Source organism: Flavobacterium tructae (assembly GCF_002217475.1).
GTDB classification, from domain to species: Bacteria; Bacteroidota; Bacteroidia; order Flavobacteriales; family Flavobacteriaceae; genus Flavobacterium; species Flavobacterium tructae.
The window spans coordinates 80,513-97,990 of record NZ_MUHH01000018.1; the positions used below are offsets into that span (position 1 = coordinate 80,513).

Consider the following 17,478-nt stretch of genomic DNA (forward strand, 5'->3'; position numbering starts at 1 on the left):
TTGTTGCTTTATGTGCTTGCTATGCAATGAGATATGGTCTTTTTTTATTTCGATAAATAAAGATATCCGTCTTTTTTATTATTCTGTAATACATTATTTCCGTCCAGTGATTTGTAGTTAATAATGTAGAAATAAGTTCCCGTTGGTAGTCCGTCAGATTGTTTCACTGTGGTTCGGCCTCTTGAAATTCCGTCGAAGGCATTGGTTTGATTGTTGTAATTGTGTGTTTCAAATACTAATACCCCCCAACGGTTATAGATTTCTACATCATTCTCAGGATAACAAGTGGTATCGCCAATACTGTCTATAGTGAAGACATCGTTGATTCCGTCACCATTTGGAGAGAAAGCATTGTGAACTACTATACTTCCACAGGCAAGTACTTTACAATCATCATTTATTGCCATATTCAGTACAATACTTCTTGGACAGCTGGCATCAGGTATTTTGTATTCGAATGTATAATTACCTATTGCCAGACCTAAAGGATTAAAATTGTTTCCTTGTATGCTGTTGGTATTACTGTTATCTACCCAGATTCCGTTAGTAGGAGTGTTTTCAGGTAACAATGATAGCAAGTTAATAATGGTTGAATCATCGTTACAGGCTGTACTACTAACAGTCGTTGTTTCGTTAGGAGTTGCTGTGATTGTAACAGTGGCAGTTGCAGTACAGGCTTGATTTCCTTTGTTTACAGAAGATGTTGCTGTAAGAGTGTATGTACCGGCCGGTAAATTGGTATTTCCAACAGTTTCATTTTTTTCATTTTTAATGATAACGGTCGAACCTGGGCTACTAGTTACCTGGATTGAACCAGTTCTTCCGTTCGAACAGTTCACATTTGTAGCAACTCCGGATACAGAAACTTTGTTTTCTACAGTAAAGGTTTGAGTCAGTAGTGTTTTATTACCGGCACAATCTGTTAAAGTATAAGTTCTTGTTAGGATGTAAGGACTTCCATCACAACCGCTTCCTCCATTATTGGCGTCACTTACAGTAATGTTTACCGTACTGCTGCAATTATCCACAGCATTGGTTATGTCGCTCGGATTTCCAACTGGGATATCAGCAATAGTTTGCAGATTTGCTACATTTACCGGAGCTGTTCCTGTAGGTGGAGTAGTATCTCTAACGGTTATGATCTGAGTGTAAGAAATTGTATTTCCACTACAATCACTGGTGGTCCATTTACGGGTTAAAGTATAATTTGTACTACATTGATTTTCAGTACTACTTTTTGTTTCGCTGAAAACAATTGGTAAGTTACCACTACAATTATCGGAAGCTTCCATATTTGCCGGTTGAGGTACTGCATCACAAGAAACAGTAATATCGGCAGGTAGTGTTCCGGTAAAGGTTGGTTTTGTAGTATCCTGAATAGTAATCACCTGAGTGAAGGTATCTGAGGTATTTCCACAATCGTCTTTCACAGTCCAGGTATTGGTATACGTTCCGGCATTAGAACAACCTTCAGAAGCTAGAAAAGCACCGCTTACTTTTACAATATTCGAAACATTAGTATCACATGCGTCTGTAGCGGTTGGGAATAAAGCTTGTGCGGCAGTTAAAGCTGCAGTATCGCTACATTCTACTGTTTTGTTTAAAGAAGCAGTTTGTGTAGACCATGTTGGTTTTGAAGTATCCTGAATAGTAATTACCTGAGTAAAAGTATCAGAAGTATTTCCACAATCGTCTTTCACGGTCCAGGTATTGGTATACGTTCCTGCATTAGCACAACCTTGAGAGGCCACAAAAGCACCGCTTACTTTTACGATGTTTGAAACATTAGTGTCGCAAGCATCTGTAGCCGTTGGGAATAAAGCCTGTGCGGCAGTTAAAGCTGCTGTATCGCTACATTCTATCGTTTTGTTTAAAGAAGCAGCTACAGTAGACCATGTTGGTTTTGAAGTATCCTGAATAGTAATCACCTGAGTGAAAGTATCAGAAGTATTTCCACAATCGTCTTTCACGGTCCAGGTATTGGTATACGTTCCTGCATTAGCACAACCTTGAGAGGCCACAAAAGCACCGCTTACTTTTACGATGTTTGAAACATTAGTGTCGCAAGCATCTGTAGCTGTTGGGAATAAAGCCTGTGCGGCAGTTAAAGCTGCTGTATCGCTACATTCTATCGTTTTGTTTAAAGAAGCAGCTGCAGTAGACCATGTTGGTTTTGAAGTATCCTGAATAGTAATCACCTGAGTGAAAATATCAGAAGTATTTCCACAATCGTCTTTCACAGTCCAGGTATTGGTATACGTTCCGGCATTAGCGCAACCTTGAGAGGCCACAAAAGCGCCGCTTACTTTTACGATGTTTGAGACATTAGTGTCGCAAGCATCTGTAGCTGTTGGGAATAAAGCCTGTGCGGCAGTTAAAGCTGCTGTGTCACTACATTCTATCGTTTTGTTTAAAGAAGCAGTTTGTGTAGACCATGTTGGTTTTGAAGTATCCTGAATAGTAATCACCTGAGTGAAAGTATCAGAAGTATTTCCACAATCGTCTTTCACAGTCCAGGTATTGGTATACGTTCCGGCATTAGCGCAACCTTGAGAGGCCACAAAAGCGCCGCTTACTTTTACGATGTTTGAGACATTAGTGTCGCAAGCATCTGTAGCTGTTGGGAATAAAGCCTGTGCGGCAGTTAAAGCTGCAGTATCGCTACATTCTATTGTTTTGTTTAAAGAAGCAGCTGCAGTAGACCATGTTGGTTTAGAAGTATCCTGAATAGTAATCACCTGAGTAAAAGTATCAGAGGTATTTCCACAATCGTCTTTCACGGTCCAGGTATTGGTATACGTTCCGGCATTAGCGCAACCTTGAGAGGCCACAAAAGCACCGCTTACTTTTACAATATTCGAAACATTAGTATCACAAGCGTCTGTAGCTGTTGGGAATAAAGCCTGTGCGGCAGTTAAAGCTGCTGTGTCGCTACATTCTATTGTTTTGTTTAAAGAAGCAGCTGCAGTAGACCAGGTAGGAGCAGAAATATCTTGTACAATGATCACCTGACTAACGGGAAGAGAGATATTTCCACAGGCATCAACAGCAGTCCAGGTTCTGGTTTGTGTATAGGAACCCGCACATCCACCAGGTGTAATAACATCTTTGTAAGTTAAGGATGAAATCACTCCATTATTATCTGTTGCGGTGGCAGTAGCAAATACTGGTGTCGCAGGACAATTAATAGTAGAAGTTTGTGGCAGAGGGTCAATTACTGGTTTAATAGAATCGCCGTCGATAATAGTAACTGATTTAGATATAGTACAAGAGTTTGCATCTGTAACCGTTACAGTATAAGTTCCGGCAGTAAGAGCACTTGCTGTAGCTGCTGTTCCACCAGATGGAGACCATAGATAAGTATATCCTGGAGTTCCACCGGAAACATTTACAGTAGCTGATCCCGTATTATCACCTCCACAACCTACATTCATTTGTGAAGTAGTAGCGGTTAGAACTGTTGGTTCAGTGATCGTAAAAGTTTTAGTGATGGAACAAAGATTTGCATCTTTTATGGTCACGGTGTATGTTCCGGCGGCTAAATTAGAAGCCGTTGCTGCAGATCCTCCAGATGGAGCCCAGGAGTAAGTATAGGCTCCGGTTCCTCCTGAAACTGTTACCGTTGCAGAACCATTTGTTCCGGCATTACAAGACACATTCGTTTGTGAAGTTGTAGCAGTCAATGCAGCTGCAGGTTCGGTGATGGTTACAGTTTTAGTAATCGTACAAAGATTAGCATCTTTAATCGTCACAGTGTAAGTTCCGGCTGCTAAATTAGAAGCGGTTGCTGCAGATCCCCCTGATGGTGACCAGGAATAGGTATAAGCTCCGGTTCCTCCTGTAGGTGTTACTGTTGCAGAACCTGTTGTATTTGATTTACAAAGTATATTGGTTTGTGAGGTGGTTGCAGTTATAGCGGTTGGTTCTGTGATGGTAAAAGTTTTAGTAATCGTACAAAGATTAGCATCTTTTATGGTCACGGTGTATGTTCCGGCAGCTAAATTAGAAGCTGTTGCTGAAGATCCTCCAGATGGTGCCCAAGAGTAAGTGTAGGCTCCGGTTCCTCCTGAAACTGTTACCGTTGCAGAACCTGTTGTTCCTGCATTACAAGCTACATTGGTTTGTGAGGTAGTAGCAGTTAGAGCTGCAGCTGGTTCGGTAATGGTTACGGTTTTAGTGATGGAACAAAGATTAGCATCTTTTATGGTCACAGTATACGTTCCGGCTGTTAAGTTAGAAGCCGTTGCTGCTGATCCTCCAGATGGTGACCAGGAATACGTATAGGCTCCCGTTCCTCCTGTAGGTGTAACTGTTGCAGACCCCGTTGCATCTGATTTACAAAGTACGTTGGTTTGCGAAGTAGTAGCAGTTATAGTGCTTGGCTCTGTGATCGTAAAAGTTTTAGTAATCGTACACAGATTAGCATCTTTTATGGTCACAGTATAAGTTCCGGCTGCTAAGTTAGAAGCTGTTGCTGCAGACCCTCCAGATGGTGCCCAGGAATAAGTGTAGGCTCCGGTTCCTCCCGAAACTGTTACCGTTGCAGATCCTGTTGCTCCTGAATTACAAGACGCATTGGTTTGTGAAGTAGTGGCAGTTAAAGCAGCTGCAGGTTCGGTAATGGTTACTGTTTTAGTAATTGTACACAGATTAGCATCTTTTATGGTCACGGTATACGTTCCGGCAGCTAAGTTAGAAGCGGTTGCGGCAGATCCCCCAGATGGTGCCCAGGAATAAGTATAGGCTCCGGTTCCTCCTGTAGGTGTTACTGTTGCAGATCCCGTTGCATCTGATTTACAAAGTACGTTGGTTTGCGAAGTGGTAGCAGTCAATGCAGCTGCAGGTTCAGTGATGGTAAAAGTTTTAGTGATGGTACAAAGATTGGCATCTTTAATGGTCACAGTATACGTTCCGGCTGCTAAGTTAGAAGCCGTTGCGGCAGACCCTCCAGATGGTGCCCAGGAATAAGTATAGGCTCCTGTTCCTCCTGAAACTGTTACCGTTGCAGATCCCGTTGTATCTGATTTACAAAGTACGTTGGTTTGCGAAGTGGTAGCTGTTAGAGCGGCTGCAGGTTCTGTTATGGTAAAAGTTTTAGTTATACTACAAAGATTAGCATCTTTAATGGTCACGGTATACGTTCCGGCAGCTAAGTTTGAAGCCGTTGCTGCTGATCCTCCAGATGGTGACCAGGAATACGTATAGGCTCCGGTTCCTCCGGTAGGTGTAACTGTTGCAGACCCCGTTGTATCTGATTTACAAAGTACGTTAGTTTGCGAAGTAGTTGCAGTTATTGTGCTTGGCTCTGTGATGGTAAAAGTTTTAGTAATCGTACACAGATTTACATCTTTTATGGTCACGGTATACGTTCCGGCAGCTAAGTTAGAAGCCGTTGCTGCAGATCCTCCAGATGGTGCCCAGGAATAAGTGTATGCTCCGGTTCCTCCCGAAACTGTTACCGTTGCAGACCCTGTTGCTCCTGAATTACAAGACGCATTGGTTTGCGAAGTGGTAGCAGTTAATGCAGCTGCAGGTTCAGTGATGGTAAACGTTTTAGTGATGGTACAAAGATTGGCGTCTTTAATTGTCACGGTATAAGTTCCCGCTGCTAAGTTAGAAGCGGTTGCAGCAGATCCCCCAGATGGTGCCCAGGAATACGTATAGGCTCCTGTTCCTCCTGTAGGTGTCACTGTTGCAGACCCTGTTGCATCTGATTTACAAAGTACGTTGGTTTGCGAAGTAGTAGCTGTTAAAGCAGCTGCTGGTTCAGTGATGGTAAAAGTTTTAGTGATGGTACACAGATTAGCATCTTTAATGGTCACAGTATACGTTCCTGCTGCTAAGTTTGAAGCCGTTGCTGCAGATCCTCCAGATGGTGCCCATGAATAAGTATAGGCTCCTGTTCCTCCTGAAACTGTTACAGTTGCAGACCCCGTTGCATCTGATTTACAAAGCACGTTGGTTTGCGAAGTAGTAGCAGTTAGAGCGGCTGCAGGCTCGGTGATAGTAAAAGTTTTAGTGATGGTACAAAGATTGGCGTCTTTTATGGTGACAGTATAAGTTCCTGCTGCTAAGTTAGAAGCCGTAGCGGCTGATCCCCCAGATGGCGCCCATGAATAAGTATAAGCTCCTGTTCCTCCCGAAACGGTTACCGTAGCAGATCCCGTTGTATCTGATTTACAAAGTACGTTAGTTTGCGAAGTAGTTGCAGTTAATGCAGCTGTAGGTTCTGTGATAGTAAAAGTTTTAGTAATCGTACAAAGATTAGCATCTTTAATCGTCACAGTATACGTTCCGGCAGCTAAGTTAGAAGCCGTTGCCGCAGATCCTCCCGATGGTGACCAGGAATAAGTATAGGCTCCGGTTCCTCCTGCAGGTGTAACTGTTGCAGATCCCGTTGCATCTGATTTACAAAGTACGTTGGTCTGAGAAGTAGTTGCTGTTAAAGCAGCTGCAGGTTCAGTGATGGTAAAAGTTTTAGTGATGGTACAAAGATTTGCATCTTTAATGGTCACAGTATACGTTCCGGCAGCTAAGTTAGAAGCGGTTGCGGCAGATCCTCCGGATGGTGACCAAGAGTAGGTATAGGCTCCGGTTCCTCCAGTAGGCGTTACCGTTGCAGAACCAGTTGTGCCTGATTTACAAAGTACGTTGGTTTGCGAAGTAGTAGCCGTTATAGCCGTTGGTTCTGTGATCGTGAAAGTTTTAGTAATCGTGCAAAGATTGGCGTCTTTAATGGTTACGGTATAAGTTCCGGCAGCTAAATTAGAAGCCGTTGCTGAGGTTTGTACCGGAGTTGTGTTCCAGGAATAGGTATAAGGTGCAGTTCCTCCGGCAGGAGTTACCGTCGCAGAACCTGTTGTTCCTGCATTACAAGCCACATTAGTTTGTGATGTGGTAGCGGTTAAGACAGCAGTCGGCTCCGTAATAATGATTTGTTTGGTACCAGTACATCCTTTGGAATCAGTAGCGGTTACAGTGTAAGTTCCGGCAGCTAAGTTAGAAGCCGTTGCTGAGGTTTGTACCGGAGTTGTATTCCAGGAGTAGGTATAAGGCGCAGTTCCTCCCGAAGCAGTTACCGTTGCAGAACCTGTTGTTCCTCCTTTGCATTTTACGTCAACATGAGAAGCGACAGTTTCGGTTATCACAATGTTAGTTTGACTTACAACAACTGGTTTTGTATCGGAACAACCGGATTGTGTGTTTTGACCTTTAATGTAATAAGTTCCTACCGGCGCTGCAGTTGGCGTATTGTACGGAATAGTGGCAGCGGCATCTTGCCAATAGGTGTAAGTTAGCCCCGAAGTACTTCCTGCGGTAACGGCTGGTAAAGTAAGGTTTGCAGTTCCATTTACACATACAGGCGCAGGATTAGTGATAACCAAAGTGTTTGTAGCAAAACTTTTTGCTTTTAAAAATACACCGGCATCCCATTTTTGATCTGAGGCATCGGCAATAGCCATTTTTATTTTATAATTTTGTCCAGGTGTAACAGCATAAGTAGCAGTAAGAACAACTGTTGAGCCGTCATATTCCATGGTTGTAGAAGCAGGAGGGTTGTTTACATAGTACGAGTCGTTTACTGCCGGGAATGCCACATTGTTTACATTGGTTCCGGCTGAGTGTATGTTGTTTATGGTTACGGCATCACCGTTTGGCAATTGCGCAAGATTGATCGCGTTGTTGGTATAGGTTCCGGTAATTCCAGGACCACTTAAAAAGAATCCGAAAGCATCGTTAAATTGTGTGTTTACATATTCCAGATATTCTTCCGATGCAAAAACGAATTTGAATTCTACAAGATTTCCATCCGGAATAAAATTGAATTCTAATATAGAAGCATCACGCATCGTTCTACCAGAGATGGCACTCAAATCCTGATCATTTGCTTCATTTACCATCTCGTCTGATTTGTTGGTGTACGTATTCGGCCCCATGGCAGAGCTAATTTTACCTGTCGATAAAAGAAGCCCTTCGTCGATAGGAAAGGTTGAGGTTCCCTTACTGAAATAACCCAATTGGCGGTCTCCGGCAGTGGCAGACCAGGTGTGGTTGACCCAGGTCCAGTTGTTATTGTTATTTCTGTAATAACCGAAGCGAACATTACTGATGGTCAAACAGCCGGATGTTAATATATTACGAACAAGCTGATCCGCATTATAAGCATTATAACCTGTTGAGGGATTGGCGACATCAATAGAGCCGGCAACAGCTGCCAATGCACTAACGGCCTCTGTAGAAGCTGTTGTTTTCGCTGTCTTTGAGGTTGCCTTGCTATAGGGAAGAGTATTTCCATATCTAACAGGAATTTCCTGAGCAACAACTGCCGAAGAGTACATGGCTAATCCTAAAATTAAAATTAAAAATGATTTTAAACTAATTTTGGAAAAGGCATCTTGTTGAACATTTTTGTGAAACGGGAAAAAATAGGTACCACATTTAATGAAATTTCCCACTTCTTGTAGAGTAGTTTTAGTTTTCATATTTTAGGATTTTGTTTTTTGAAGTACTTGTGATATTTTAACAGAACCAAAGTTATAAGGTGTAATTAATTTTGATTTTTTTTCTCCGTAACTAACCTAAAAACTCGTTGAAGTGTATTTTTTTTGTTAAATCAAGCGTTAAAAAACACTTTTTTTAGACATTTTTGACAAATAAAAAAGAGTATAAATTTTATATTTTCCATTAAAAACCGAATTTTATAAAAGGTTTAAATATTTAATATTCAATTATTTAGCTTGTTTTTTGAGAATAGTAGTACTATCGACTAAGTGCTTGATTTAATAGATGAAGAGCACTTTTTTCTAAAAAGAGTGATTCTGCTTTTTTTGATTTTTGAGATTTTAGACTTAGGTGTTCGCTGTTAAAATTTTGTTTAAATGTTAACAGAAATAAAAAAATGGAAAGGTTTAGAATTTCTTTTGTAAATTAGAAGTTCAATAAAAAAATCATCTTCACTTAAGAAGTTTGTAAACCTTTTGCTTATGAAAAACTTAATTTTAATACGCCATGCAAAATCAAGTTGGGAAGCTCCGTTAAAAGATTTCGACAGACCTTTAATGAAAAAAGGCATTTTAGATGCACACGATGTATCGTCTACAATTTTAGAGTTTCTTCCTAAAACTTATATAATGTGGAGTAGTACTGCTGCAAGGGCCCTGGAAACAGCGCTTATTTTTGCACAGAATATTTCTTATCCTCTGGAAAGTATCATTTTTAAAGACGATCTTTATACCTTTGATGACAGACAACTCGAAAAAGTTATCAAATCATGTGATAATAGTTTTGAAAGCGTTATTCTTTTTGGACATAACGAGGCTATTACAAATTTTGTTAATAAATTTGGGGATGTTTTTATCGAAAATGTACCTACGTCAGGCTTTGTATCACTACAGTTTGATGCCGAAAGCTGGGGCAGCATTCATAAAGGTAAAACTCATAAAACAATTTTCCCCAAAGATTTAAAATAGATAAAGTGTACGAACAGAAATATATCGATAGAGAAAAAAGTTGGTTAGCGTTTAATGCAAGAGTACTTCAGGAAGCCGGAGATAGTTCAGTTCCACTTTTAGACAGGTTGCGTTTTGTTGGAATTTTTTCAAACAATTTAGATGAATTTTTTAGAGTTCGTTATGCTGCAATTCGAAGATTAAGCCTTTCAGGGATTTCCGGTGAAAAATATTTAGGAGGAGTTTCAGCGCACCAGTTAATTAAAGATATTACCGAAATTGTTATTCAGCAGCAATCTGAAAGTTTGCGTATTTTGGGAAATATCGAAGCAGAATTGGAAGCCGAAAATATCTTTATTATCAATGAAGATCAAATTACAAGAGATCAGGAGAGCTATCTGAAAGACTTTTTTGTTCAGAAGTTAAGCCCTGAATTGGTAACCATCATCTTAAATGATCTGGCAGAATTTCCTGTTCTTAAAGATACCTTGGGATATTTGGCAGTTCGCCTGGAAATGAATACCAATGACGAAGTTCGCTATGCTGTTATCGAAATTCCTAAAACGATAAACAGGTTTGTAGTGCTGCCGTCAGAAGATGATAAACAATATGTGATACTGATTGATGATGTGATCCGTTACAATCTGAAAAACATATTCAATATTTTTGATTACAAAAGTGTTTCGGCACATATGATCAAAATTACGCGTGATGCCCAGTTGGATATCGACAGCGATTTGAGTAAAAGTATGCTCGAAAAAATTGCATCATCTGTAAAAGACAGAAGAATAGGAGAGCCCGTTCGTTTTATTTATGATAATTTGATTGAAGAAGATACATTGCGTTTCTTTTTGGATAAAATGAAAATCGTTGAAACCGATAGTATAATTCCGGGAGGGCGTTATCACAACAGACGTGATTATATGAGTTTTCCTAATTTAGGCCGATACGATTTACTGTACAAACCAAACGAACCTTTGCCAATTCCGGGCTTGAGTCTGGAGGGAAGTATTTTAGAAAAGATCAGTAAAAAAGATTATCTTCTGCATGCCCCATACCAGTCATTTTCTTATCTGACGAAATTTTTGCGTGAAGCTGCCCTGGATCCAAAAGTTACCAGTATAAAAATCACTTTATACCGTTTGGCAAAAAACTCACAGATTATCAGTTCTTTGATTAATGCTGCGAAAAATGGTAAAAAAGTAACGGTTCAGATCGAACTTCAGGCGCGATTTGATGAGGCATCGAATATTTCCTATGCCGAGCAAATGCAAACAGAAGGAATTGATTTGATTTTTGGAATAAAAGGTCTAAAAGTACACAGTAAAATTTGTGTGATCGAAAGAGTAGAAGAAGGAAAAACACGTCGTTACGGGTTTATTTCAACCGGAAATTTTAACGAATCGACGGCTAAAATTTACACCGATGTAACCTTGTTTACCTGTCATCAGCAGATCTTGAAAGACATTTCTAAAATATTCGAGTTCTTTGATATCAATTACCGAGTACACCGATACAAACATTTAATAGTATCACCACATTATACCCGAACAAAATTCATCAAATTAATCGATCGTGAAATTCTGCATGCGCTTGCCGGCAGAAAAACACATATTAAATTAAAAATGAACAGTTTGTCCGATTTTAAAATGATCGATAAATTGTATGAGGCCAGTAATGCAGGAGTTAAAATTCAACTTCAGGTAAGAGGGATTTGTTCGCTAATTCCGGGAATTCCGGGAATGAGTGAAAATATTGAAGCGATAAGTATCGTTGATAACTATCTGGAACATTCAAGGGTTTATATTTTTGGAAATGCCGGGTTGACCGAAGTATACATTTCATCAGCCGATTTTATGACTAGAAATCTTGACGGAAGAGTCGAAGTTACCTGCCCAATTTATGATCTTCAAATAAAGAAAGAACTAATAGATAATTTTAATATTGCGTGGAAAGGGAATGTCAAAGTGAGATATCATTCCTATAAACTCGATAATAAATACAAGCCCAGAAACCATCATGCCCCATTTAGAGCACAGTTCGAAACGTATAAGTACTATCAGAATAAAATAACAGTTCAGGAAGAAGTGGTGTAGCGTAAGCGATTAATTAAAAAACAATAAAAAATAAAATCATAAGTGAGCATGATTAATATAAGGAAATTTGCAGCGATAGATATTGGATCGAATGCCATGAGGCTTCTGATATCGAATGTTGTAGAACAAGATGGAAAAGAACCCCAATTTAACAAAAGTTCGCTTGTTCGTGTGCCAATTCGTTTGGGACAAGATGCCTTTACCGTAGGAGAAATTTCAGCAGAAAATATAGACCGAATGGTGGATGCCATGAAAGCATTCAACCTTTTGATGAAAGTACATAAAGTAGAACGTTATATGGCGTTTGCAACTTCGGCAATGCGCGAGGCTTATAATGCAAAGGAAGTTGTGGCATTAATCAAGAAAAAAGCCGATATAAAAATAGAAGTTATTGACGGTAAAAAAGAAGCCGCAATTATTGCTTCGACCGATTTACACCATCTCCTAAAAACAGACGAAACTTATCTTTTTGTGGATGTGGGTGGCGGAAGTACCGAGTTTACTTTGTTTTCTGACGGGAAAATGATCAATTCCAGATCTTTTAAAGCCGGAACCGTTCGTTTACTAAATAATATGGTACATGATGTGGTTTGGGATGAAATCGAAAAATGGATCAAAACCAATACCGCCGATTATGAAGAAGTAACACTGATTGGTTCAGGAGGAAACATCAATAAATTGTTTAAAATGTCCGGGAAACAACAGGAAAAACCACTTTCGTACATTTATATCAATTCACAATATGCTTTTCTGAATTCCTTAAGTTATGAGCAAAGAATCGCCGAATTGGGATTAAACTCAGATCGTGCCGACGTAATTATTCACGCTACCAGAATTTATCTGAATGCTATGAAATGGAGTGGTGCACGCCAAATTTACGTTCCTAAAATCGGACTTTCTGATGGAATTGTAAAAGCGATGTATTACGGTAAGATTTAATTTTTTTGCCACTGATTTTACGGATTAGAACGAATTGTTTTTTAATTAGGAATAGAAAAGTATTTTAAATCAGTAAAATTCAGGCAAATTTTTTTCAGAGTATTACATATTAAGTAAAACGTAATAAAGAAAATCTACTAAAGAATCTGTGGAAATCTTTTTAATCTGTGGCAAAAAAAAAATGTCAACCAACAAACACAATAAATGAATAAAACCAGACTTGAGGCTTTTAGTGATGGTGTTTTGGCTATCATTATAACCATTATGATTTTAGAAATTAAAGTACCGGCAGGTTCTGAATTTGCCGATTTAAAACCATTGATTCCTAAATTTCTAAGTTATGTTCTGAGTTTTATTTATGTGGGTATTTACTGGAACAATCACCATTATTTAATTCATAGTCTGGGTAAGGTTAATGGAAAAATTCTTTGGGCCAACTTACATTTGCTATTTTGGCTTTCCTTAATTCCTGTTGCAACCGGATGGATGGGCGAACATAACTTTGCCAAAGCATCTATGGCTTTGTATGGAACTGTATTGCTTTTGTGTTCCATTGCTTACTTTATTTTGCAACGTATTATAATTCTTAATGAAGGAGTAAATTCCACGTTGGCAAAAGCGATAGGGCGTGATTTAAAAGGACATACTTCTTCGGTTTTGTATATTTTTGGAATCGTATTTTCATTTTATAACGAATGGATTTCAGGAGCGGCTTATTTTATTGTCGCTTTAATATGGCTTATTCCGGACAAAAGAATAGAGAAAGTTTTTGCCTCTAAAAATTAATCTATTTGGAGTTTATAATGAAATCAGTTTTTCAATCCATTAAGAATTTACCGCAGGAAATATTAGATCAGTTGGATGATTTAATTACAGTCCGAAAACTTAAAAAAGGTGATTTTTTATTGAGAGAAGATCAGGTTTGCAGTGAAATTGTATTGATCAAAAAAGGAATTTTAAGATCCTTCTTTTTCAATCACCAAGGCAATGAGATTACCAATTGTTTTGCTTTTGAAAACGAATTTATGGGATCCTTTTCGAGTTTTATTACACAAAAAGTCGCCGAAGAAAATATTCAGGCACTTACCGATACTGAAATTGAAGTCATCAGTAAAGATGGGATAGAGAAACTATATCAATCCAGTATTTATTGGCAGGAAGTAGGCCGTAAAATTGCAGAAATGGAGTATGTGGCGTTGCAAAAAAGAATGATTTCTTTTCAAAAATTATCAGGGACTCAGCGTTATGAAGAACTTTATCAAAATCATAAAAATTACATTCAACTGATTCCGCTTCAATATCTGGCCTCTTATCTGGGGGTTACTCCAAGGCATCTAAGTCGAATTCGTAAAGCAATTTTATAGGACATTTGTCCGGTTCCCAAGAGAGGTTTTCCTATTATTTTTGTTTCAAACAAATATACAAATGGAGAAAAATATTCTTATCATCAACGGCCATCCAAACTCATCCAGTTTTAATTTTGCGATTGCAGAATCTTATCTTAAAGGGGCAATCGCTTCGAAAGCCACAGTGGATACAATTACAATTGCAAAGCTGGATTTCAATCCGAATTTACAATTTGGCTATCAAAAACGTACCGAGTTGGAACCTGATCTTCTGGCGTCTTGGGAGAAGATTAAGAAGGCAGACCATTTAGTGTGGATTCATCCGGTTTGGTGGGGTGGTTTGCCGGCAATTATGAAAGGATTTATAGATCGTTTGTTTTTACCGGGGATGGCTTTTCAATATCGGGAAAATTCGGTTTGGTGGGATAAATTATTAAAAGGAAAAACGGCGCATATTATAACCACTTTAGACCAACCCGGTTGGTATTACAGATTGTTTTACGGAAGACCAAGTGTCAATCAGCTTAAAAAAGCTACGCTCGAATTCTGTGGTATCAAGCCGGTAAAAGTAAGCTACATCGGAATTATAAAAACAGCCGATGAAGTGCAAAGAAAAAAATGGCTTCAAAAAGTATACAACTGGGGATTGCTTACTAAATAGGAAGTTAAGAAGGTAAATCTAATCCAAATGTTGAACGTAAAAGTTCGATGTTTGGATTGATTTCCAGGAAGCGATTGTATCGGTCCTGATCGTTAAGACTTCGTTTAATTTGAATGGTTTCATTAACATGAGCCTCAATGGTAATGTCATGATTGTGTAAATGTCCTTTTAAATGCCCTAAAAGGCCATACATCTGACCTTCAAAATCCAGTTTAGAGCCTTCGTTGGGTAATTCAAAAGTAATTACTGTTCCGTTTAATTTAGGGTCATTGATCAACAATAAAGACTGCATAATTTTATGACCTTTATCACCCAAACGCTGAGCATATTTGTTCCATTGCAGCAACATTTCCGTCTCTGTAAATTCTTCCGTAGGCAGTACAGTAGTTGTTTTTACAACAGTTTTAGTGTTGGCTTCCAGTTCTTTTTTCTTGCGAATACTGGATAAAGAAAAGGCAGAAACCTTTGGTTCTGTACTTGTTTCAGGCTGAGGAGCTGCAGGAGCTTCTGTTTTTGGTGCTGAAGTTGTTCCTTCATTTTGTGAAGTTACAGTTTCAGGCGTTTGAACAGTTTCTGTTTTTGGAGTTTTAACTTCTACTATAGAATATCCTCCATTTTTATAATAAGTAGGGGGGATTATGAATTGCTCAACTTTTTTTTTTCTCCATCAAAATTGATAGAGGCCAATTGCATCAAACACAGTTCAACTAAAAGACGTTGGTTTTGACTTAGTTTGTATTTTAAATCGCAGTCGTTAGCAATGTCAATGCCTTTTAGTAGAAAATCCTGTGAACATTTTTGCGCCTGAACACCATACATTTGCTGCGCCTGTTCGCCTACTTCAAGTAAAGCGATTGTTGCAGGAGTTTTACTTACCAGTAAATCTCTGAAATGCGAAGCCAGTCCGGCAATAAAATGATGTCCGTCGAAACCTTTTGCAAGGATATCGTTGTACGCCAATAAAAGATCCGGAATTTTATTTTCTAAAAGTAAATCGGTAATGCTAATGTACGTTTCGTAATCTAAAACGTTTAGGTTTTCGGTTACCGCCTGACGTGTTAAATTAGTTCCGCAATACGAAACCACACGGTCAAAAATTGATAAAGCATCACGCATTGCGCCATCGGCCTTTTGAGCAATAATGTGCAAGGCATCGTCTTCAAAATTGATTCCCTGACTTGCAGCAACGTCAGCTAAGTGTTCTTTAGCATCTTTTACCGTAATTCTTTTGAAATCAAAAATCTGACAACGAGATAAAATCGTTGGTATAATTTTATGTTTCTCTGTTGTTGCAAGAATGAAAATAGCATGTTTTGGCGGTTCTTCCAATGTTTTAAGAAAAGCATTAAAAGCGGCCGAAGATAACATGTGGACCTCGTCAATGATATACACTTTATACTGTCCGGTTTGCGGTGGGATTCGAACCTGATCAATCAGATTACGAATATCATCCACAGAGTTGTTCGAAGCAGCATCTAACTCAAAAACGTTAAAAGCAAAATCTTCATTTGGATCATCATATCCGGGCTGATTTATTTTTCGTGCCAGGATACGTGCACAGGTTGTTTTTCCAACACCACGCGGTCCGGTGAATAAAAGAGCAGAAGCAAGGTGATTACTGTCAATAGCATTCAACAAAGTGTTGGTAATGGCTTTCTGTCCCACTACATCTTTAAATGTTTGTGGACGATATTTACGTGCCGATACTACAAATTGTTCCATATTCTATTTTATTCGTTAGCAAATATAGGGTATAATTTAGTGATTTAAAAATTTAAAAATTCAAAGATTTTTAAGTGTTTGAGTTACTGTAGGTTTTATTGGCGGTGTTTTTTCGCGTCACTTAGAGGAAGTGTTTTGATCTTCAGATTGGATTGTTTATTTGTAAAGAAAAAGGACTAATTTTAGGAACGATAAAATACCGTAATAATCTGTTTTGATTTGAATCTGACTTTGGAAATTAATTGGAATTTAAACTATGAAACGACATTTTTTGATTTTAATAGCATTGATAACCTTTACTGCAAAAGGACAAAATAAAACTACGGACCCTATTTATCAGCTTCGTGTTTATGAAATTTTTGAGTCCAATAAAAATCAGTTCCATGAACGTTTTCGCGATCACGCCATGCGTATCATGAAGAAGTATAATTTTAAGATCATCTCCATCTGGGAATCCAAATCGGACAAAAAAACAGAGTTTGTTTATTTTCTGGAATGGCCGGACGAAACTACTATGAAAAAAGCCTGGGAAGGTTTTAAAAGTGATCAGGAATGGATCGCGATTAAAAAAGAATTTACAGCAAAATATGGTGATGTAGTGGGGAATATTGAAGACCGGATTTTGACAAAGACGGATTATTCCCCAAAATGATTGTCCTGCTTTTTTTAAGTTGCTTTTGCTTAAAGATATTCAAAACGTGCGTCTCGTTGGTAAATTTAGCCGCAATCTCATTTTAACTCCTTAATTTTTATGAAAAACTATTTATTGGTAATTGCATTTGTATTTTTTTCGTCTGCTCTTCAGGCACAAACCGCTCAGGATACACTTGATATTAAACGTGTTGCTTTGGCTTACATCGAGGCGCAACACAATCCAAATCCGAAATTGATGGAAAGCGCTTTGCATCCCAGATTGGTAAAACGATCTGTCTTTAGAAGCAAAGCCGCTCAGAAAGATTATTTCTCAGAATACTTTGCAGAGAACATGGTGATTCTGGCAGAGACTTATAATGCAAAAGGAGATAAGTTTCCAAAAAATCCAAGAAAGGAAGTGAAATTACTGGATGTCTCAGCACGTACAGCGTCTGTTAAATTGATTGCTGATGCCTGGATTGATTACATGCACGTTGTAAAAACCAATGGAGAATGGAAAATCATAAATGTGCTTTGGCAGTACAATGATGTGTCGCAGCATGAGTAGGGAGGTGATTGTTTCTTTTGATTAATGTTGAGTCGGAAGACCAATTTTTTTGTTTAGAGTAAAA

General features: G+C 38.7%; 11 protein-coding genes. 8 read left to right on the top strand and 3 right to left on the bottom strand.

Going from position 1 to position 17,478, the window contains the following annotated elements; translation table 11 throughout:
- Window positions 1-44: 44 nt before the first annotated feature.
- Complete coding sequence (locus tag B0A80_RS08360) at window positions 45-8,483, bottom strand: choice-of-anchor L domain-containing protein (RefSeq protein ID WP_089076991.1); 8,439 nt, start codon at window positions 8,481-8,483, stop codon at window positions 45-47.
- 501 nt (window positions 8,484-8,984) lie between these two features.
- Between B0A80_RS08360 and B0A80_RS08365 the strand changes: the two genes are divergently transcribed.
- The 6 genes from B0A80_RS08365 to B0A80_RS08390 all read left to right on the top strand — a co-directional run bounded on the left by B0A80_RS08365 (window position 8,985) and on the right by B0A80_RS08390 (window position 14,491).
- On the top strand, window positions 8,985-9,470 hold the full coding sequence (locus B0A80_RS08365; protein WP_089076992.1) for a SixA phosphatase family protein: 486 nt from the start codon (window positions 8,985-8,987) through the stop codon (window positions 9,468-9,470).
- Window positions 9,471-9,475: 5 nt separating this feature from the next.
- Entirely contained in the window at window positions 9,476-11,545 is a 2,070-nt protein-coding gene (gene ppk1, locus B0A80_RS08370; protein ID WP_017496679.1) for a polyphosphate kinase 1, read from the top strand.
- 48 nt (window positions 11,546-11,593) lie between these two features.
- Window positions 11,594-12,484, top strand: a complete 891-nt coding sequence (locus tag B0A80_RS08375; RefSeq protein ID WP_026110010.1) for a Ppx/GppA phosphatase family protein — start codon at window positions 11,594-11,596, stop codon at window positions 12,482-12,484.
- A gap of 204 nt (window positions 12,485-12,688) precedes the next feature.
- A complete protein-coding gene (locus B0A80_RS08380; RefSeq protein WP_070908857.1) occupies window positions 12,689-13,270 on the top strand; it encodes a TMEM175 family protein in 582 nt (193 codons plus the stop codon).
- A 17-nt stretch (window positions 13,271-13,287) separates the two neighbouring features.
- Complete coding sequence (locus tag B0A80_RS08385; protein WP_089076993.1) at window positions 13,288-13,848, top strand: Crp/Fnr family transcriptional regulator; 561 nt, start codon at window positions 13,288-13,290, stop codon at window positions 13,846-13,848.
- Between the two features lie 61 nt (window positions 13,849-13,909).
- Window positions 13,910-14,491, top strand: coding sequence for an NAD(P)H-dependent oxidoreductase (locus B0A80_RS08390; RefSeq protein ID WP_089076994.1), 582 nt, complete (start codon window positions 13,910-13,912; stop codon window positions 14,489-14,491).
- A gap of 4 nt (window positions 14,492-14,495) precedes the next feature.
- Here the strand turns inward: B0A80_RS08390 and B0A80_RS08395 are convergent, their stop codons facing one another.
- Together B0A80_RS08395 and dnaX are read right to left on the bottom strand one after the other, a co-directional pair.
- Window positions 14,496-14,840 carry a DNA polymerase III gene (locus tag B0A80_RS08395; RefSeq protein WP_081603534.1) on the bottom strand — a complete coding sequence of 115 codons (345 nt, stop codon included), beginning with the start codon at window positions 14,838-14,840 and terminating at the stop codon, window positions 14,496-14,498.
- Between the two features lie 287 nt (window positions 14,841-15,127).
- Window positions 15,128-16,213: a DNA polymerase III subunit gamma/tau gene (dnaX, locus tag B0A80_RS08400; RefSeq protein ID WP_070908854.1), complete on the bottom strand. Its 1,086-nt coding sequence runs from the start codon at window positions 16,211-16,213 to the stop codon at window positions 15,128-15,130.
- Window positions 16,214-16,469: 256 nt separating this feature from the next.
- Here dnaX and B0A80_RS08405 point away from each other — a divergent pair, with 256 nt between their 5' ends.
- Both B0A80_RS08405 and B0A80_RS08410 read left to right on the top strand, forming a co-directional pair.
- Window positions 16,470-16,865, top strand: a complete 396-nt coding sequence (locus B0A80_RS08405; RefSeq protein WP_089076995.1) for an NIPSNAP family protein — start codon at window positions 16,470-16,472, stop codon at window positions 16,863-16,865.
- 99 nt (window positions 16,866-16,964) lie between these two features.
- A complete protein-coding gene (locus B0A80_RS08410; protein WP_089076996.1) occupies window positions 16,965-17,414 on the top strand; it encodes a nuclear transport factor 2 family protein in 450 nt (149 codons plus the stop codon).
- Window positions 17,415-17,478 lie beyond the last annotated feature (64 nt).